This window comes from Lysinibacillus xylanilyticus (genome assembly GCF_001708185.1).
In the GTDB taxonomy this organism is placed as follows: Bacteria; Bacillota; Bacilli; order Bacillales_A; family Planococcaceae; genus Lysinibacillus; species Lysinibacillus xylanilyticus_A.
The window spans coordinates 906611-925955 of sequence record NZ_MDDN01000001.1 but is presented as its reverse complement, the minus strand read 5'-3'; the positions used below and the strand labels follow the sequence as shown (position 1 = coordinate 925955).

Here is a 19345-nt window from a genome sequence, read left to right as displayed (position 1 = left end):
TTTAGAAAATGAAGAAGCAATACGTAAAGAAAATTTCTTATTTAGCATTGGCAGGTTTAATTTGTGCAGTTGGAATTGGGGCGCCACAAGTTTCGATGGCAAAACAGGCAGCTTCAGATCCAAAAGTGGTGGCTCAGCAATCCGAAAAAACGTTGCCAAAAGTAGAAATTGGTCAAAAATTTAGAGTACCCGAACTTAAACTTAAGGAAAATACGTATGTACTCGACTGCAAAGTGTCCGATATTGACGGTAATTCAGTTAAAGACAATGTGATATTGGTGGGTACAAAAGAAAAGATTGATGGAAAACTAGATGCGTATGCGAATGATTTATCCATCATCGTGCAGGAGGGAAAAACTAAAAGATACATAAAATATGATTGGATGTTCAAAGGGACGGATGGAAAATTGTATGGGGAATCTGCCCGAGAACCAAAGTTGATTATTAGTGACTATACAGGCAACAAAGTCAACGATATTATCGTAACGGCCCCTCAAGGAGGAAATGGTGGTTACGTGGATCATCTGATCTTAACTTGGGAAGGAAAGAAACTCAAAAATGTTTTGGCGGATAACCAAGAACTATATACGAATTCTCAGGCAAACTTCATTTTTAAATTGCCTGTTTCATGGAACGGACATTACAAAACAAGCCAATATTCAGGTAAAAATGCAAATCAAATCATGCCATCGGCTAAGCATGTCGTGCAGTTCGATTATACTACCGAAAATGGAAAAGATACTGAGATGCTGCTGATGATCTCCGTATTTTCCAAAAATGATTGGAGTCGCCTCTCCAGCGAAGAAGGCCCGCCTGTAGGGAGCGTCATTACGAAAGCCAACGGCATGGTGTATGTGTATACAGTACCGCAGTCCAATCCGTTTGCTCCCCAGTCGAAAGACGGCAAGCTGTTTGACCAACTGTACGGTGATTTGAATATTAATAAATCTTTCAAACTGCTAAATTAGGTCTTTGTAGATTTAAGATCCCGATAGAATTCCTATGAAACGAAAAATTTGATCTTTGCAAAAAAAAAGCGCCTCGGTACGATAGAGTTGCATACGAGGTCGATACCTCAAAAGCCAACCATCCAGGAGGATGTTCTACGATGAAGTTTAAATCGTAGGACAAGAAAAACAACTCATTGAAAACATTTCCTCAATGCATCTAGTTGTCGGTGTAGACATTGCCGAGGAGGCTCATGGGCGCTATTGTAGAATAAAACTTAGATTTTAAAACGACGTTATTATTATATTTTTTAGTAGAGTGGGGTATCTTACATCAAAAATTAAACAACAAAATCACTACAACAATTAAATCAATCTAATGTTGCAGTATTTAAAAGGAGCTTATATCAATTATTTGTACATTAAAGTCTATTTCTTAAACTTCTAAGCAATAAAAGATATAGGTTGTTTTCTAAAAGATTGTTGCTATTCAACGGAGCAATTTAGTTTAATAAGGTGTTTGTTTTATCATTAAACGTTAGAACACACATTTTATAAGGTATTGCATTTCCAACTTTATTTGTCCTATACATGTATTTTTAATTATAAAATACATACCCATACCGTGGAATACTAAAGAAATAATTATAATTAATATTGTCACTTCTGTTTTCGAATAAAAAAGATGGAGGCTGGGACAAAAAGAAAAAATGTTAGACCGATTGCATTGGTCTAACATTTTTTGGATTTAGGAAGGAACACTCTACTCATTGAAGCGAAAAAGTTATTATCTGTTTTCGCTATTTTTCAAAATAATCGAGTTCTGTCCCAGCCTCGGTTTTTTCATTGGAAAATTCACTTTGGAGATTGTGAAGAAATGTACTTAAACTAACGGAGCAGGTTAATTTAACAAGCGTAATGTCTTCGAACTGTGCAATATTAAAATGTATACCCACTTACATTATTTGGTTTATAATGATAAAAAGGGAGTGTTTTTTAATTGAATGTTAAAAATGTAAGTACATCCATTTTTGAAGATATTATTATTACTAATTTAACAGGTTACATAACTCTTGCTGATGTAAACACATGGTTTAATTCATTTGAAAAAACGTGCTTTTCATTTATTAAACAAGACAAAAAGTTTAAGTTGTTAGTTAATCGTAAAGGTTATACTCCAGAGCATTATTCTATACAAAAATTGTGGAAAGATAAATTATTCTCTAATAATATATTAGAGAACTCTATTGCAGTCGCTTTTTTATTAGAAGAAGGGGATATTCTAATTCATCTTGAAAAGTCTAATACTAAAGGCAATGTAATGTTCTCCAGTAACTATAATCAATTAATTGACTGGCTTACTAATTATAAATAATGGATTTCTAATCCTGTTTTTCTAGTAGAAAACTTTTCAATTCACAGTTTGTTTTAGCTCAACAAAATGTTATAGAACTCTCATGAAAGAACGTAATCATCTTTCATTTTCTGTGGAGTAGCGCTGGTTTTTGCGCTACATGGATGGCTAACGGGGTGCTTTACTTGAAGACCATAGAGCTGCTTAGACAGCTCTTTTTTCTTATTGAACTAACGGACAGTTTAGTTGAATAAGAAGGAGTAGAAGGTTACTTTAAACAGATATCCTAAAGTGAAACTATAAATTTCATAACTATATTGAATTAATTACTTATTTTTTTCAAGTTCTTCGATACGTTTTTCTAATTTTTTAATTTTTTTTCATTAATACCCGTGATGACGAAAGCTGCCATTGCTATAGAAATGGTGAATATAGATGAAGAATCCATTGTAATACCTCCAAATTTTTCTAATTAAAATTATATGATAAAGTACTTAATGGAACAATGTGTATCATTAAAATTCAATATGACCTAACTGAACAATATGAGGAATTTAATAAATATGATGTGATCCGCTTTTCATTGCGAATTTCTAAGATTTTGTGAAGAATCACACTTAAACTATCGGGGGTGAACTTTGAACTGTTAAGACAACTCTTTTTTTAATAAACTAACGGGGCATTTAGTGAAAGAAGGAATCACCAAAATAAAATCAAATTTTAAGTTAATGAGGGGTGCCGATGAGAAAAGCTGAAATACGTCCTTGGACAGAGGATTGGGTAACACAATTTTATAAAGAAGAAATTATACTTAAAGATATTTTTAAAGATGAATTGCTTGAAATTCATCATATAGGGAGTACAGCTATACCGACAATTGGTTTTGCTAAACCAATTGTAGACATCTTAGTTATTGTGAATGATATTGAGAAAGTTGATTTATACAACGAAAAAATGTCTTCAATAGGGTATGACCCTAGAGGTGAAAATGGCATACCAGGTAGAAGGTATTTTCCGAAGAATAAGGAAAGAAGAACCCACCACGTACATATCTATCAAGAGGGAAATGAAAATATTAGGATACATTTAGATTTCAAGGAATACTTAATTAATAATCCAGAGGACGCAAGAAGTTACGGGGATTTAAAAATAAAATTAGCAAAACAGTTTCCAAATGATATTTATAAGTATCAAGAAGGTAAAGAATTTTTTGTTAACGAATTAGTAAAAAAAGCTATAAACTGGAGTTTAAAAAGAACCTCTTGTTGAACTAACGGGTGCGATTTAGTCAAAAGGAGCAATGTCTTTTAAGACACTGCTCCTTTTACATTTAAAAACACTTCTGATAATACTCTTTCCTTAGCCTCCCGCTTAATTGAGCGTAGATCCTAGTTGTTTCGCTTTTCTCATGCCCCATAAGACTTTGTATGACTTCTATTGGAGCTCCATTGTTCAACAAATGAGTTGCATAGCTGTGTCTAAGTTGGTGTGGATGAATTTCTTTATTGATTTCAGCACGATTTGATATCCGCTTGATGATGTATCGCATTTGGGCAACACTCATTTTATGTGGCTGCCTTACTGTCACAAAGATGGCAGGATTATTGTCAGTACGGTTTTCAATATATCGTTTAAGCCATATGTCACAACGCGTATTAAAATAAACCTCCCTTTCTTTATCACCTTTTCCTCTAACGATTGCGGATTGATTGGACCAATTAATATGGTTCTTTTCTAACGCAACTATTTCTCCAATTCGGCAACCAGTAGAAAACATGAATTCGAAAATTGCTTTTTCCATTGCGGAATGACAGGATTCACGAAGGTGTTCAATCTCCCGTTCGGTTAAATACTTGGGTATACGCTTTCCTACTTTCGGTTCTTTAATTTTGGAAGTTGGATTCTTACTCAGGTATCCTTCTTCATGAGACCAACGAAAAAATGATTTCATAAAGCGGATACGGTGTGCAAGACTGGCTGGTTTTAAGTGCTTGCCGGATATAGCAAGATACTCCTTCAGTTGATTAGTGTCAAGCAATTCCATCTCTATATCCTTAAAATAACCAATTAATAGAAAAGACTGTAACTGGTAGGCCTTCAGCGTTTGTGGCGAAAAGCCCTCTATTCGTTTATCAGCTTCAAACAAAGTCCATGCTTTTGACAGTAACAATTCCATTCCCCCTAAAATAGTAATATAAAAGGGATTATTGCCAACTTAATAGAATTCTAAACATAAGGAGTGATTTTACTAACGGAGCAGGTTAGTTGAATAAGAAGGGGTATATTAACCTCGTAATTGAAACAAAAGTACGAAACACAATGATAGTTATGTAAAAAAGCTCGGACGATTATCCGAGCTTTGAGGTCAATACTTTCGATTGAATAGTTTTGGGTAATTAATTACTAAACCATCACTATCGACTTTGATCATAGACTCGAATGAACCGCTTTTATAATGGAACATTCGATAATCATTTCCCACATCAATAAGTGTGTAGATTTGCTCTACTTTCTTAATGTTCAGTTCAGGGATTGTAATAAAAACCATTTTGAAAATCTGAGGTTCATTTATTATCCATTTTGTCCGATTAATTGGCAATGAGTTTGTAAAAGGGGTACAGGAAATATCGATATCTATTGCTCCGTAAAGTTCTTTAATTTCGTTCCCTTTTTGGTCAAACCATTGTAGATCAGAATTAGTTTCAATATAAAGAGATTTTTTTTTGTTAGGTATTTCAATATTAAGATTTTTAATGAACCAATCATTTATTTCTATATTGTAGTCGATTTTATAAGGAATACCATTTTCCGTAGAAATAACTGTACTGTTTACTTTCGACAAAGTATCTGAGGTAATAATTTCTAAAAATTCCGTACCAAAGGACTTTAGGTTTTCCCATATTGCAACCTTGTTCATAATCTATCAACGCCTTTACTAATATAATAAAAAATTTTATCAAAAAAACATAGAATTGGATATATTTAAAAAAAGCACAAAAAGCAATATAATACTCTTGTTACATAATCGGGCGAAATTCCGTATCAGGAATGGTGCTCTTTTTTATGCTAAGGTTCAGATTGTGGAAAAACACACTTGAAATATAATAGAAAGAATGGTACTTAAAGTAACGGACAGTTTAGTTAAAGAAGGAAATTTTTAAGTGAATGGCGAATTGTTTCGATAGAATATATTACCAAATAAGGAAGTTGTGATAAAGAAGTTGGAGGTGATTTTTTTGAAGAAGGTTATTATTGGGCTATGTATAGTTGTAACTGGATTTATCCTCTTTATCGCACAAGATGAATTTGAAGGGAACGATACTGCAAATGGTATTGAAAAAATGTTTTCTGGTCAAATTTTTGATGTTGCACAAGAGAAATTTACTGTACACTCTATGGGATTAAGCCCAGAAGAAAACGTCCTTACAGTTAGAATTGGAAAAACACAATACAAAGAACAAACAGAGGAATACTTTAGAGACATTTTAGATTCTCTTGATATGGAAAGTTATAAACTTGAGGTAGTCAATGTTGATTTAATAACAGGAGCTTTACTTGAAGAACAATGAGTTGCATATGCAGCTCTTTTTTCTTGTTGTGCTAATGGGGCAGAAGAGTTGCAATGTATAATCTATAATAAATAAAAAAAGATGGGGGTGTGTATTTGAACGTAAAGAAAATTTTTTACACCATTTTAATCGTCATAGTTTGCCTTGTTGGTTTAATAAAAGGGAAAGACTTGTATGATGAATATAGGGATTATTCTTCAAATGAAATATTAGGTTTTGAAAATGGGAATTTAAGCTCAGAAAATGCATCCGTAGCAATTAGAACAACGGACCAGACACCCAAAAGGGAAAATCCATTACCAACAGCTTCAGACATTTTAATTTCAAAAGAAATAGAGCAAGAGCTTATAAATAGTTTTAAAAATGCAACATTTAAAAAGTACAATGGAGCTACCTTTAAATATCAATATTATGTAAGCTTCACTGTTGATTCATTGAGTTCATTTTGGCTAAATATAGACGATGGCGTAGTTTATGTAAACCACAATACGAAAAACTATGTTTTCGAGGACGATAACAACTTTTTAAACATTTTTAAAGAAGCTGTAAAATAAAGAAAACAGCCTTTTATAAACAATCCAATGAATGGAAAAGTTTGTGAATAAATGTACTAAAACGGGAGCCATTATTGCAATAAGGATTTCAAAAATAATCAAATTTTTTTATAAAGAAGTTAATTGCCACATGAAACTTAAGCCAAGAAAAAGGCATAACATTAAAGCCTTTCTTTGGCATGCTTGCTATAAGATATACCTAGTGTTAATCCACTCGCTACATAACCTTCTCTCGCATTCCTCGCTATACCCTCACACATATCTAACAGTAGCTATTAACATGAAAATCCTTCATAAACATTTGACCTTTACTTAATCGATTAGATAGATATGGCTAATCGAAATTGGAAAGGTCAGTATCACATTTATAACCACTTAACAAAAGATCAAACTCCCTCAATCTATATAAACTATAACTTGAAGAAAAAGAAATGTACTTAGAAAACGATTTCCATGACTAAGCACATCCAACCTTAAGAAACGATGAATGAAACTATTTTACCGATTCGTCAATTGGTTATTTAGGTATTTATAATCATTAAATGTGATTGAAGATAAATATATTAACATAATTTTAGTAGTTTTATATTGACAATGATAATCATTCTCTCTATAGTAAACTACGTTATAATTTCATATTATTTTTGGAAAGAAGGCAATTTTTATTAAAACACGTAGAATCATCTCAAAAATTCATTTATGGCTTAGTATGCTAGCGGGAATTTTTATAGTACTGATTGGCTTAACAGGAAGTTTGCTAGTCTTTGAACCTGAACTAAACAACTTGCTGCATCCTAATTTGTATAAAGTAACAGAAGGAGAAAAAGTTACATACCAGCAAGCCATAGAAGTTGTATCAGAAGCATATCCAAATGGTCAAATTGACCGTGTATACACGCCAAGTGAACCTAAAGCTAGAGGAGTTTACCTATTCCGTCTTAAAGAAGGCGAAGAACAAAAAAAGATATTCGTCGATCCAGGAACAGGAAACATAAATGGAACATTAGGGGATCAAGCATTATTTAGTCTAATAGCGGAGTTTCACGAAAAGCTGCTATTAAAAGATTTCAATGGTGAGCAAATCATCGGTATAATCGGATTTATTTTCTTCTTCATTACATTATCAGGATTATATTTATGGTGGCCGGGGATAAAAAAATTGGCACGTGGGTTTACTTTAAGACGAAATGCCAACCCTTTTATACGACAATATGATTTACATAAAGTCATTGGTGGAGTGTCCATTCCGTTTTTATTGGTTGTTTCGTTAACAGGAGCCCTTTTTGTATATGATGAAGTGATTTTTGGTTGGTTTGGTGCAAAAGCAAAGGTGATGCCTCCAGAAGAGCAGCTTATTTCAACAGCCCTTCCTAGTGGTAAGCTTCCACTTGATGAATTGATAAGTATGGCTGAAAAAGAAGTACCTCAGGGAACAGTTATGCAAATTCGAATGCCTGGAGAGGCGGAAAAAGGAACTCCAGAAGGCGCAGTAGAATTTCGTCTCAGCGATTCATTCGATCCAGGGAATGGAAATGTAAAAGTCTGGTTAGATCAGTATAGTGGAAAAGTAGTGGGCAAGTTAGATCCACATGTTGATAGTGGACTTGTGTATCAAACATGGCACCTTCCATTACATACAGGTAGTTTTGGTGGTTTATTTACTAAAATTTTGTATGCTATCGGCGGTCTTACGCCATCTGTATTGATGTTCACAGGTGTCTATATGTGGTGGTATAAGAAAAAGAACAAGAATAAACGGAAACAGAAAATCGACTCGAAAGTCGTAGCATAAACACACGGCGATGAGAAATCTCTTAACTTGGAGAGTTTCGAAGATGTTGTTTATTCAATAAATATTGATAGTTGATACGTTTGTAAACAGGAAAAAGCCCTTAATGAAAAAAGGGCTTTTTCCTATTTTTTGTAGCTTTGAAGAAAGTTCCGATGATAAATATTACAATCCTATTGAAGTAATGGGGACACTAATCCAAGAAGGATTCGAACTACCTGAAGCATACATTGCTTTTTGCGAGAGGGTATTGCTATCATAAGCTATATTATTCGTTTGAGGCTGGGCTATAAGTATATTTTCAAAGCAAAATTTAAAAATTTTACATAAGAAAAGCGCAAGAAATCAACGTTTCAAAATTGATTTCTTGCGCTTTTTAAGGTTTTGACCAGTTATGTCCCGGCCTCTATGAAATCATCATGCAATTTTGTGCAACTGCTTACATCGATGTTGCTTAAATCCTTCCAACAAAATGATAGAATGCATGAATGATTTCCCTTCTTTCTGTAGGTACCGTTCATTGTTACAGATAAATATAATTAACTATTAATATTCAGAAAGGAGGTAGGAGTCAGGTTTGTATTTTGAAGAAATTGCAATCGTTTTATTTGCAGGGAGGTGCTTGATGACAATTGACTAGTAGTAATCATTTAAGTCCATGACATTGTTACCCGAAAGGCTTTCATGTATTTTTCCATGTGATGATGGTATCCACATAGGAATGCTCATTCGTTAATTATCGGATATGAAACTTTATACTAAGCAAATAAGGAGTGATCGTTTTTGAAAAAAAAGTTTAGTTATTTTCTTATATTTTTGCTGTTGTGTTCAAGTTTTGTGGGGAGCCAATCAGTTTTCGCTTCTGAAAGCGCTCTCAAAGCCGATTTAATTTTTAAAAACGGTTTTGTGTATACAGTAGATGAAAATCGAAGTATGGCAAAAGCAGTTGCTATAAAGGATGGAGAAATTGTTTATGTTGGTGACAATGAAGGCGTGAAAGCTTTCAAAGGAACCGACACGAAAGTGATTGACATAAAGGATAAAATGCTGATACCTGGAATTATCGACTCCCACAGTCATATGTACGCTAAATCGGAAGAACTTTTTTGGTTAGATCTTAATCCGTACAAAACAATGAAAAAGTATTCAAAATCAATTAAGGAGTTCCGTAAAAAAAATCCTAACTTAGAACAATTACGCGGTGTTGGCTGGAATAAGAGCTTAGTCAAAAAAGAGAGTGAAAGTAGAAAATTAGCTCCTAAAAAATTGCTTGATGAAGTCGCTTCCGATATACCTGTTGTCATGATTGATAACGACCATCATACGATTTGGGTTAACTCAAAAGCCCTTGAATTAGCAGGAATTGATAAAGATACTCCTAACCCACAAGGAGGAGTTATTGAACGCGACCCTGTAACTGGAGAACCGACTGGAATTATACGCGAATTTACTGGTATTGCCCTTTTGGTTGAAGGTCTTCCAGAACCTTACTTTACAGTAGAACAAAATAAAATGGGAATTCTTGCTTTTCAGGAAATGGCTGCTGAAAGAGGGACAACCTCTGTTTTCGTCCCCCTTGCTGGAGAATCGCCACACGAAACTTTGCTGGATGCATTAAAAGAATTAGAAAAAGAGGGTAAATTGACTCTGCGATACGAAATCGCGTTATGGGTAAATGAATCGAAAGGTCCAGAGCAAGTTGAGAGATTTAAAAAATTACGTGATGGACATCAAGGAAGGTTGTATAATGCAAATTCCGTGAAAATATTTGCAGATGGCGAAGACTTTAAATCGACTTGGGAGCAAGATCATTTAGAGAAGGTTGTAGCTGCTGCGGATAAAGAGGGTTTTAGATTTTTTGTTCACGCTTTTGGTCCTGGGGTGAACGCGTCTCTAGATGCGTTTGAAAAGGCAGCTGCACAAAATGGAAAAAGGGATTCTCGACATGTGATTACTCATCTGCCTAATCCTAGTGATGAAGAATTGCAACGGATGAAGGAATTAGGTGTAATACCATCTCCACAGCCTGGTTCTTACTGGGGAGTTACACGAATGAAAAGTTATTTTGATATGGGAATTCCAGTTTCCGCATCGAGTGACTTTCCTGTAAATGATTTCTGGCCTATGGATGGCATTCAAGGAGGTATGATAGCAAAGGATGAGGAAGGGAAACTTATACCCGAAGAAAGTGCCTCTCTTGAACAAATGATTACTAGCTATACATTAAATGGCGCCCATTTATTGTTCAAAGAAGATGAAATTGGATCTATTGAGGTAGGTAAGAAAGCAGATCTAGTTGTTTTAGAGAAAAATCTCTTCGAAATTCCAGTTGAGGAGATTAACGATACGAAGATCTTAATGACTTTCTTTGAGGGGCAAGAGGTGTTCCGTAATCCTTCATTTGATTCTGGTACAAAACCACCAGGCAAAATAAATTCTGTTAAAGGACCTCTTCAAAGGTTAGCAGAGTAAAAGAATCTAAGGATACCCTTTAATCAAATAAGGATATTACTAAATTGACCAGAATGATGTCATTATAGGTAAGTAACTGGCAGTTATAGCTGTGCGTGCTTTGGTCCTTATTAATGGACAGTTTAATACAAGATAGATCTGTAGCTTATGCTACAAGCAGGGTGACTTCGGTATTTTTCAGGGATAATAAAAAATTTTTAAATTTGTAATGATTATAGACCACTTTTTGTTCGATTTTGAACAGGAAGTGGCCTATTGCTTTGTTCTATTTATTTTTTTCCTTTTAACTGTGTATTGATTCATTAAAGAATGCAATTATCGCTTCTGAAATAATTACGTCACTGATTGATGGTAATCAGCTAACAGATTTAATTTTTAAATAATGGGGAGAAGGAATGAGGAATTCTTTGTTACAAAAAAAAATATTTGGATTTCTTTGAAGAATAAAAACCTGAGTAAGCCACTATTCGGTGAACCTTAACGTAAGTAAGTGTGGTTCATAATTTCACAGAAATAAAAATCGTCGTAATAATTATAGTAGATTTTCATTTATTAAAGACGCGATAGGTTGTGTTCTTTTTTGTTAAGTGAATGAAAGTAGTTGTATCTGACGGTAGATTTTATACTGAAGAAAAGGGAGTTGAAAATATGTATTCAATTGGTCAATTTGCGAAAAAAACCGGGCTAACTTTACGAGCGTTACCGCGCGAAACCTTGAGTTTTCACGCAAGTTCGCTCTTATTTTTGTAATTCCAACTTTTAAGTAGTCTTGAAGTTCTACACGTTGAAACTGTGTAAGGCGAGGTTTCTTATTTCGTTCAAGCATCGTACTCGAAATCCCTTTTTATTGGTTGGTCTAGGAACCTCCTAATAAACGATTTCGCGTACGATGTTTTTATTATTCTAAAGTGTTCAACTCGATTCTACTATTCGCCAATAAATAAATTAGTGAAATTAGTGAAAATACTATTCAGATTATTGAAGGTTACATTCGTACCGACGAAGTAGAGGAAACGACGTTTATTATCCTTAATTTATCAACTAAAGAAACCAACCCAACCTATCAACCAGTGCCAAGCTTTAATCGGCAATTACCGATTATGAGTCCGTTTTAAGCGACGATAAAAAGAGCCAAATCTGACCAATCAAAAGTTAAAGTCGGCTCTTTTTATTCATGTCCTCATATTTAAATAATATCTTTTATCGTAAATCTTCGAACGCCAACAAAAGTAAAGATCATAACAAATAAGAAACTTAACAAATAAAATCCACTGAACTGAAGGAAAGTTTGCAAGCCTTCTAAATGAATTGGATCCATTGCAAATCCTGGTTGCGCGAATGGCCATATATACGGAATATTTAAGTAATGAAATATCATTCCGATACACGTTAAACCAAAACTTATTCCAACTGGAATTGCAAAACTTTTTATTGATGACGAAAGAGATAATTGTAGAGCAGCAATTGAAAATGTGCCAATCCATCCATTAAATGACCAATTTAATAATGAAAGCCAAGGGATAGGACTTGTAATACCTAGTAGCTTACCAATTACGATATATGCAATTAAAAAAAATATTTGAGTCAAGAAAGTTAACAAAAAGATGACTAATAGCTTTGCAAGGTAGACGTTTCGAAATGGAACGGGTAAAGAGATAATTTTTTTCCAATTTCCTTCACTATGTTCAAAGCGGCATACAAATGCACAATAAATGCTTACTATGACAGGAAATAAAAATAATCCATAGATTAAACCAACTTGTGTCCAAGCTTGCTCCCACTCATTTGTTGAGCTGTCCATTAAGACATCATAGTTTACTCGAAAGTTTATGAGTCCAAGCGTAATACAAAAAAGCGGAAGGAGTGTCATTACAATCCATATTTTAGAACGTTTTAATTTTATTAGTTCACATCGAAATGAGTTTAATAACATATTTGCATCCTCCTAATGAATATCTTTGTGTGAAAAATGAACAGTGCTAAGAATGATAAGTAATAAACTAACTCCTAAACTTAACGAAAGACTCATCATGACTTCTTGGTTTGGGAAAAATACTATTTTTCCATTGGAAAACGCCCAAGAGATAGGATTTGTCATTGAGGAATAAGTCCAAATTATCCATGCTTTCCAAGGAAACATCTGCCCGAAATATCCGAGAAATGAGCCTATTACGCCTGCTGTTAAAGCAAATACTTGATTTTTCACGATCAAAGATATCCAGAGTTGCAAAATAACCATAGGAATACATCCTATAATGGTAAAAAGACCGTATTTCAGCAATAAAATTACTGGGACTCCACTTTCAAAATTGAAGATTTTTCCTATTACTATAAGTGCAGAAATAGAAATTACACCTGCATAGATAAGAAAAACGATACTAAAAATAATTTTAGACATATATACTTGCTGTCTTGATGTGGGAATTGCACACAATAGCTTCCATGTATTCCCTTTGTTTTCAAAATCAATTATTCGGGAAGTAATGATTGCAATCATTATAGGTAAAAATAAAGCATTTATCATACTTACTCTTGAAAGAAGCGATTCCCAATTTAGAAATTCCTTTTTTTCTTGTGACACAATGGCAAATAACCAAAGTAATGCCAATGACTGTATTAAAAATACTACTAAAAGTAATTTCTTCCTTTTATATTTCAATAATTCACTTTTTAAGGTAGCGATCATTTATAGAACACCACCTTTTTCCGTTAAATTTAGAAATATTTCTTCCAACGTATGTTTTTCTTCTTCAATCCGATACACTGATAAATTTTGCTGGACTAATAAATGATTTATGTGGGAAATAAAGTGATCTTCTTGTTGATGCGTAATAAGATAATCACCATCTATTCTAAGATGAATTTGATGCTGTTCTAAAAGCTGATGTGCTCTTACTACGTCATTTACACGTATCTTCATTAATGCCTGACTTTTTTGACGTAATACTTCAATTTTATCTTGAAAAATAAGCTGTCCACTGTTAATAATGCCTACTTGTGTTGCAATTTGATCCATCTCATTTAACAAGTGGCTAGAAATAATAATGCTCATACCATATTGCTTTGGTAGTTGTTTGATGAGCTCACGGATTTCTTGAATTCCGGCAGGGTCTAACCCGTTTGTAGGTTCATCTAAAATTAATAATTTGGGATTTCCAAGTAGCGCCATTGCTATGCCAAGACGTTGCTTCATGCCAAGTGAGTACTGTTTAACTAGTTTATCTTTTTGTTTCTCTAATCGGACGATACGCAATACCTCGTCAATATTCTTTTTCGGTACTTGTAACATTTGCCGAATTACTTCTAGGTTTTCATAACCTGTTAAGTGTCCATAATAAGATGGTGATTCAACAAGAGAACCAACATCTCTTAAAATATCTAATCGATTTGTTTTCAAATCTTTATTGAATATTTTAATATTACCGGTAGTCGGCTTTATTAATCCTAGTAACATTCTAATTGTCGTCGTTTTTCCAGCTCCATTTGGTCCTAGAAATCCATAAATTTCACCTTCACGGACTCTCATATGTAGCTGACTCACACTATTTCCAGCCCCATATGACTTTGTCAGATTTTCTGTTTCAACAATATAAGTTCCCATTATCGGCACCTCTTTTTTGATTAAGCTATCAATTATTATGAAAGCTCTTGCTTAATCCTCAATTGAGATGACCTTAAGTTTCGCTTAATTTTCTTCTAATGGAAGCTGAAATGTAATTTTAGTACCGTCTCCTTTGCTGCTTTCAACTACAATTTCTCCACTATGAGCTACAATGATTTCCTTTACTATCGCCATTCCTAAACCTGAACTATTTTTTGGATCAGTATTTGTACCACGGTAATAGCGATCAAAAATATGTGGTAATTCATTTTTATTTATTCCGTCACCATTGTCCTCAATTGTAACTATGGCGTGTGTGGACGTTTGTTTTATATGAACTTGTATGAATGTGTCAATATCAGTATGAATGAGTGCATTATTCAATAAGTTTACTAGTACACGATGAATTAATCCCTGATCTGCTTTTATAAGTAGTTGTTTCAGAGAGCATTCAAACTCAATCAGCTGATTTTTATAATAAGGCATATTCATAAATTCAATAATCGTTTCTCGAGTAAGATCTACAATATCTACTGTAGTTTTTTCGATAGGCAACAACGCATTCTTTAATTGATACGTTAGTTTTAAATCATTAACTAGTTTTTCAATATAAATGGCTTTATTTTGAATTACATCAGCATATTTATACATTTCTTGTGCCGTTATTTTATAGTCTTGATTCGCTATAACTTCACTATAACCTTTAATAGAAGAAAGTGGCGTCTTTAAATCATGAGAGATGTTGACAATCCATTCTTCTCGCATTGTATCTAGCTTTTTTCTTTGAACATTAATATCCTCTAATTGATGTGATAACTGATTCAGATTTGCATATACCTCTGCATAAATCCCTTTTTTTGCGGATACTTGTTGATAGTGACCTTGTTTTAGTCTATTAATATGGTCAATTATCGTAACAACAGGATTTGACATATACCTTGCCACAATATAAGCAAATAATAAAATGCAAAGGACTGTTACGCCTAGTAACATTAAAATCCCAAATGGATAGAGGCTAGATAAATTACTGAAGTTCAAATAGACAGATTTTCGCAATGCTTGTTTTGACGGAAAAGCGACAATATAACTTTCAGCGTGTGTACTGTTATCTAATTTAGCCACAAACGTTGTATAATCTCCAACAGCGTATTTATAGCGGAAAATCAGCTCACTAGGGGAATAGTGGGTAGGTGTATTTTCTGGTTTATACATTTGAAATACTTCATCGCTATGATGATTTAATACTTGTAACCATGCGCCATGCTCTTGTAAAAATTTTTTACCTGTATTCGTTATAGAAACATTTTCATCTTCTACAATTATTTCTTTTCGAAAATCCACTACTAAGCCTTCTGGATCGTCCATTCCTTCAGGGTTATAAGAAAATACTAAATAACTAAAAGCAAAAAATAGAGCGATTAGGGTAAACATAGTTAATCCAATTAATGATGCGATATAGAGCCCTGTGACTTTCCACTTCATCTAAGTTCACCTTTTGTATGAAGTTTATATCCTAGTCCCCTTACTGTTACAAGATAAAGTGGTTTGGAAGGATTATCTTCAATTTTTTCTCTTAAATGCCTCATATGCACCATCAGAATATTATCATTGCCTAAGTATGATTCTCCCCAGATAGCTTCGTATAATCGGGCTTTACTGAAAATTTGATTTGGATTCTTTACTAAAAATAGTAAGATGTTAAATTCTTTTGCTGTTAAAGTTAGTAATGTATCCCCCTTCAACACTGTCCCTTGTGCTTCATCAATCGTAACGTCTCCAAACTGATATATAGACTGAACCTTTTCTTGATATTGATTACGTCTAAAAAACGCTTTCATCTTATATGCTACTTCTTTTGGACTAAAAGGTTTTGTAATATAATCATCGCCACCTATACTTAATCCAAGTATTTTATCTAAATCTTCATTTTTCGCCGATAAGAAAAATATTGGAACGAATGTAAACTGTCGAATTTGCTGACAAACAGTAAATCCATCTATATCTGGAAGCATAATATCTAATAAAATAAGATCTGGCTGTATTTGCCTACACATCCGTACGCCATCTTCTCCTGTTGTATACGTATAAATATGTTGAAATCCCTCTTTCCTTAAAACATCCTCTAGCAAATTCAAAATTTCTTCTTCATCATCTACTATAAGAATTTTCTTTGTATGAAGATCCGGTATATTATGTATCATTTATTGCACCTCAATATCTTTCTAATATTACTTTTAATAATTAATGTACCATTTTCATTCCACAGTAGAATAGTAATTTGAGGTTTTTCTTACCAATTGTAGGGAAGAATTATTATTTTCCGATATACCTAAATGATCTATCACTTTACAAAGGGAAATGTCCAGCTATTAATAGTAGAGATTAGACATAGTGTAAAAATACACAAAGATGAATGGATGGATTCAAATGGTACAATTATTGCAGGCAATAAATCTGTGTGTTTAAAAGGTATTTACTTCCAAGTACGATTCATTTACAATAAATAAATAAACGTTTATTTATTTATTTTCATTCAGCAAATATTTTTGTAGCGAAAGCAAAGCTCGTCAGCTACGGAAGACTCCTACCTCTGGAGGCGGTGAGATGGAAGCGGAAGTGGTTTCTTTTCAGTGGGTGTTCAAACGCATACTGAATGAAGATAAAGCCCCGGCGGATGTCACGAATTTTGAAAGGAATGAATTGTGTGTGCACAATTCAAAATCCGGACGCAATTACGCCAAGGCTAAATTGATAGTGAGGGATGATGAATGGCAAGAACAATCAACAATCAACAGAGATTAGAAAAACGAAATGCCATATTAAAAGAAGCAAAAAGGCAATTTCCTAGAGAGGGTTTTTCTAAGACTACTCTTTCTAGTATAGGGAAGACAATAGGAATTAATCCTGCTACAATTTTACTTTATTTTCCTAGCAAAGAGGATTTGTTTGAGAATACCGTCAAAGAAGCATTTCAAGAAACTAGAGAAGGACAACTTTATTTACCAGATAGCTTAAAACGATCAGAGCAATTAGAGCAGATGGTGAGGCATCATGTGGGGCAGTATCGTGAAGATCCAACAAACCTACGAATTTTACAATACCTGTTTTCCCAAGCTGGGAGATTTCCAGAGCTAGAGCAAGAAGCCGTTTCCATCACATATGAGTTTGTGGAGAGAATGACTGGATTGTTGAAGGAGCGCTCTAATTTAAATGAAACCGAACAAGAACTTCGCGATAAAACGTGGGCTTATCTATCTTTCTTAAGTGGATTTACAATGATTATGCTTGAACCTGAAAAATATCCATTATGGGAAGGAATCGTAAAACAAGGAGTTAAGCTACTCGAAACATAAAGGGGTTAAAGAAACATGATCAATAATGAAGTCAAGAAAGTAATGATGCTCTATAGTAGCAGTTTGAATGAAATGTTCCCTAATCAAGTTCTAGGTGTCTATTTATATGGCTCATCCGTTTTAGATGCCTTTCATCCTGAGAGCAGTGATATTGATTTTGTGACGGTTTTTAGTCGAGAAATGACGGGCGAAGAGTTAAAAAAATTATCGTATCTTCATAAGAATGTTAGAGCTGGAAATCCGTTAGTCCAAAAATTTGAATGTGAGTACTTATCCTTGAATGAGCAGAACCAATTGGATTTAGATAAATCTTTCCCTTTTTTTGAGGGTACAAAGTGTAAGGGGGAAAGAAGGCTTATGAAAGTTGCGGTTTATCAGCTCGTTCATGATTCATATGCTGTTTACGGCCCTAACTTTTCTACATACTACTCAAGCATAGATTGGCAGGATATTATGCAGGAGATGGAGTACAATCTTAACCACTATATAGCGAACAAAGCTTCCCGAAGCTATTTGTTTTTATTCGATTCTTGGATTGAGTTCATTGTCTTAACCTTATGTCGAGTGTATTATACATTGAAAACAGGAAAGATTACGTCAAAGGAACGGGCCTGTGAAGAAGTAATCAAGGACTTCGATTTAACCTATTCTGACATTCTTCAAGAGGCACTTAGAATTAGAGGTAGAAACCAAGCCAAGTCCAATTATAAAAATCGATGGGAACGAAAAAATGCAACAATCCATTTTATAAACTCTTTGAGAGCGTATTGTAATCAGGCTTTTTTATCTAGATAATGTTCCATTAGATTAATTCTTCAAAAGGAGAATTCGAAAAATATTAAGTTAGAAGTGCAAATATTATATGAATAATAGGTATTTCAAATAATTACGTTCATTCTTAAAATACCTATTATTTAATGTGAAAAGTTTTCTATAACATTTGTTTGTACTCCTTTAATCGATTATTACCATTCCCTTTTCCGAAAAGAAATTGAGCCACTTAGTATATAAACAGTTGAAGTTATAGCAACAATTATATAAAGGCTAAATAAATCAACTCTAGGAGAAAATTGTGTGCCTTGTGGCATCATTGTGTAAAAAGGTATTGTAGAAGGAAACCAACCGCCTAAATTAGAGTGCATTCCTGTTAATAATAAATTTGGAATTATTAAACCTAGTACAATTACCAAGGATGCACCAAAGTTTTTAATATATATAGAAATCCATGATTGTAATGCTAACAAGGGGATAATAGCTATAATGCCTCCAATTAAACTTTTGAAAATAGAAAATAAAGGTAACGTTCCTTCTGCTCCTAAAATTTGGCCAATTAGGAAATAACTCAGAAAGAAGAACAATTGAGTAATGATTAAAAATAAAAAGACCCATATCATTTTTGATAAATAAATATAATGTTTAGGTATAGATCCTGTTAGAATGTTTTTCCAATTACTATTGTTATGTTCATAACGATATAACAATGTCGTGAATAAACCAGCTAATAAAGGAAAGAAAAACATTGAGTGAAAATTAGCTGCATAAGTATAGAAATTATTCCAATTTAATGCGAAGTCTTGACCTACGGCAATAAAAGACAAGAAGCTATTTATTAATGTTTCACAAATGATTAATAGAAAGAAAAAATACCATTGAATTTTTATTTTTTCTGAATTAAGGCTGCGTATAAACATTTATTTACTCCCTTT

General features: G+C 33.5%; 19 protein-coding genes. 11 read left to right on the top strand and 8 right to left on the bottom strand.

What is annotated here, in order from left to right; translation table 11 throughout:
- Window positions 1-8: 8 nt before the first annotated feature.
- The 3 genes from BFJ97_RS25045 to BFJ97_RS04450 all read left to right on the top strand — a co-directional run bounded on the left by BFJ97_RS25045 (window position 9) and on the right by BFJ97_RS04450 (window position 3570).
- Window positions 9-968 (top strand): hypothetical protein, encoded by a 960-nt coding sequence (locus BFJ97_RS25045; protein WP_223552867.1) that lies wholly within the window; start codon window positions 9-11, stop codon window positions 966-968.
- Window positions 969-1947: 979 nt separating this feature from the next.
- Window positions 1948-2322, top strand: coding sequence for a hypothetical protein (locus tag BFJ97_RS04455; RefSeq protein ID WP_068983417.1), 375 nt, complete (start codon window positions 1948-1950; stop codon window positions 2320-2322).
- 720 nt (window positions 2323-3042) lie between these two features.
- Window positions 3043-3570: a GrpB family protein gene (locus BFJ97_RS04450; protein ID WP_068983416.1), complete on the top strand. Its 528-nt coding sequence runs from the start codon at window positions 3043-3045 to the stop codon at window positions 3568-3570.
- A 61-nt stretch (window positions 3571-3631) separates the two neighbouring features.
- Here the strand turns inward: BFJ97_RS04450 and xerA are convergent, their stop codons facing one another.
- Both xerA and BFJ97_RS04440 read right to left on the bottom strand, forming a co-directional pair.
- Entirely contained in the window at window positions 3632-4471 is an 840-nt protein-coding gene (gene xerA / locus BFJ97_RS04445) for a site-specific tyrosine recombinase/integron integrase (protein WP_068983415.1), read from the bottom strand.
- 195 nt (window positions 4472-4666) lie between these two features.
- The gene (locus BFJ97_RS04440; RefSeq protein WP_068983414.1) at window positions 4667-5218 is read right to left on the bottom strand and encodes a putative glycolipid-binding domain-containing protein; all 552 of its coding nucleotides are present in this window, start codon (window positions 5216-5218) and stop codon (window positions 4667-4669) included.
- Between the two features lie 319 nt (window positions 5219-5537).
- Between BFJ97_RS04440 and BFJ97_RS04435 the strand changes: the two genes are divergently transcribed.
- The 5 genes from BFJ97_RS04435 to BFJ97_RS04420 all read left to right on the top strand — a co-directional run bounded on the left by BFJ97_RS04435 (window position 5538) and on the right by BFJ97_RS04420 (window position 10685).
- Window positions 5538-5870 carry a hypothetical protein gene (locus BFJ97_RS04435; protein ID WP_068983413.1) on the top strand — a complete coding sequence of 111 codons (333 nt, stop codon included), beginning with the start codon at window positions 5538-5540 and terminating at the stop codon, window positions 5868-5870.
- A gap of 95 nt (window positions 5871-5965) precedes the next feature.
- Window positions 5966-6424 carry a hypothetical protein gene (locus BFJ97_RS04430; RefSeq protein ID WP_068983412.1) on the top strand — a complete coding sequence of 153 codons (459 nt, stop codon included), beginning with the start codon at window positions 5966-5968 and terminating at the stop codon, window positions 6422-6424.
- Window positions 6425-7061: 637 nt separating this feature from the next.
- Complete coding sequence (locus BFJ97_RS04425; RefSeq protein ID WP_317853377.1) at window positions 7062-8216, top strand: PepSY-associated TM helix domain-containing protein; 1155 nt, start codon at window positions 7062-7064, stop codon at window positions 8214-8216.
- Between the two features lie 103 nt (window positions 8217-8319).
- Window positions 8320-8475 (top strand): hypothetical protein, encoded by a 156-nt coding sequence (locus BFJ97_RS24515; RefSeq protein ID WP_175401665.1) that lies wholly within the window; start codon window positions 8320-8322, stop codon window positions 8473-8475.
- 521 nt (window positions 8476-8996) lie between these two features.
- On the top strand, window positions 8997-10685 hold the full coding sequence (locus tag BFJ97_RS04420; RefSeq protein ID WP_068983410.1) for an amidohydrolase: 1689 nt from the start codon (window positions 8997-8999) through the stop codon (window positions 10683-10685).
- A gap of 1186 nt (window positions 10686-11871) precedes the next feature.
- Here BFJ97_RS04420 and BFJ97_RS04410 read toward each other — a convergent pair.
- The 5 genes from BFJ97_RS04410 to BFJ97_RS04390 form a co-directional block, all read right to left on the bottom strand.
- The gene (locus BFJ97_RS04410; protein ID WP_068983408.1) at window positions 11872-12618 is read right to left on the bottom strand and encodes an ABC transporter permease; all 747 of its coding nucleotides are present in this window, start codon (window positions 12616-12618) and stop codon (window positions 11872-11874) included.
- 12 nt (window positions 12619-12630) lie between these two features.
- Entirely contained in the window at window positions 12631-13371 is a 741-nt protein-coding gene (locus BFJ97_RS04405) for an ABC transporter permease (RefSeq protein ID WP_068983407.1), read from the bottom strand.
- A complete protein-coding gene (locus BFJ97_RS04400) occupies window positions 13372-14286 on the bottom strand; it encodes an ABC transporter ATP-binding protein (protein WP_068983406.1) in 915 nt (304 codons plus the stop codon).
- An 84-nt stretch (window positions 14287-14370) separates the two neighbouring features.
- The gene (locus BFJ97_RS04395; protein ID WP_068983405.1) at window positions 14371-15768 is read right to left on the bottom strand and encodes a sensor histidine kinase; all 1398 of its coding nucleotides are present in this window, start codon (window positions 15766-15768) and stop codon (window positions 14371-14373) included.
- Window positions 15765-16487, bottom strand: a complete 723-nt coding sequence (locus BFJ97_RS04390) for a response regulator transcription factor (RefSeq protein ID WP_068983404.1) — start codon at window positions 16485-16487, stop codon at window positions 15765-15767. The genes BFJ97_RS04395 and BFJ97_RS04390 overlap by 4 nt, the downstream gene beginning before the upstream one ends.
- A gap of 403 nt (window positions 16488-16890) precedes the next feature.
- On the opposite strand from BFJ97_RS04390, the gene BFJ97_RS04385 reads away from it, so the two are divergent.
- From BFJ97_RS04385 to BFJ97_RS04375, 3 genes are read left to right on the top strand one after another with little or no spacing between them, the layout of a single operon-like run.
- Complete coding sequence (locus BFJ97_RS04385) at window positions 16891-17088, top strand: hypothetical protein (RefSeq protein ID WP_068983403.1); 198 nt, start codon at window positions 16891-16893, stop codon at window positions 17086-17088.
- Window positions 17055-17639, top strand: coding sequence for a TetR/AcrR family transcriptional regulator (locus BFJ97_RS04380; RefSeq protein ID WP_068983402.1), 585 nt, complete (start codon window positions 17055-17057; stop codon window positions 17637-17639). The genes BFJ97_RS04385 and BFJ97_RS04380 overlap by 34 nt, the downstream gene beginning before the upstream one ends.
- Window positions 17640-17654: 15 nt before the next feature.
- Window positions 17655-18434, top strand: a complete 780-nt coding sequence (locus tag BFJ97_RS04375) for an aminoglycoside adenylyltransferase domain-containing protein (RefSeq protein WP_068983401.1) — start codon at window positions 17655-17657, stop codon at window positions 18432-18434.
- Between the two features lie 170 nt (window positions 18435-18604).
- Here the strand turns inward: BFJ97_RS04375 and BFJ97_RS04370 are convergent, their stop codons facing one another.
- A complete protein-coding gene (locus tag BFJ97_RS04370) occupies window positions 18605-19330 on the bottom strand; it encodes an ABC transporter permease (RefSeq protein ID WP_068983400.1) in 726 nt (241 codons plus the stop codon).
- Window positions 19331-19345: the final 15 nt, after the last annotated feature.